Source organism: Rhizobium sp. rho-13.1, assembly GCF_007000305.1.
Lineage (GTDB): Bacteria > Pseudomonadota > Alphaproteobacteria > Rhizobiales > Rhizobiaceae > Rhizobium > Rhizobium rhododendri.
The window spans coordinates 1-346 of the sequence record NZ_SCFL01000101.1 but is presented as its reverse complement, the minus strand read 5'-3'; the positions used below and the strand labels follow the sequence as shown (position 1 = coordinate 346).

Annotated in this window: 1 protein-coding gene; it reads right to left on the bottom strand. The window is 57.2% G+C overall.

Annotated elements, in window-relative coordinates; translation table 11 throughout:
- Nucleotides 1-131: 131 nt before the first annotated feature.
- On the bottom strand, nucleotides 132-346 hold a 215-nt coding region (locus EQW76_RS29560; protein WP_203452812.1), incomplete at its 5' end, for a hypothetical protein.

Sequence of the window (346 nt, the reverse complement as noted above, 5' to 3'; positions counted from 1 at the left end):
ATTCAGCGCGGACCCGCCGTGGCGATGCCTCAGCATTGAATTTATGGCCTCAGCATGCCGAGACAGGGGAAGCGAAGCGGCCTTGACCGCTAAGATCCTCGCTGCAACCCAGGTCTGTTACTTGGAAAGGGTTACGAGTGCACGAGCAAGGATGACGTCACTGAACTTGCGAAATGACGACGCTCCACGTCGATCTCGATGCGACCGTCCGCGCGGTTCGGCCGTTCCATGTTCCATGGTGCGACGACAGAGTAGCTAAACAGCGTGGGCGCCTGGGCCTCGGGTTGAAGCGACGGCACAATATGCGTCTGTACCCCGGTGAATGGCTGATGTGTATTTAGAAAAA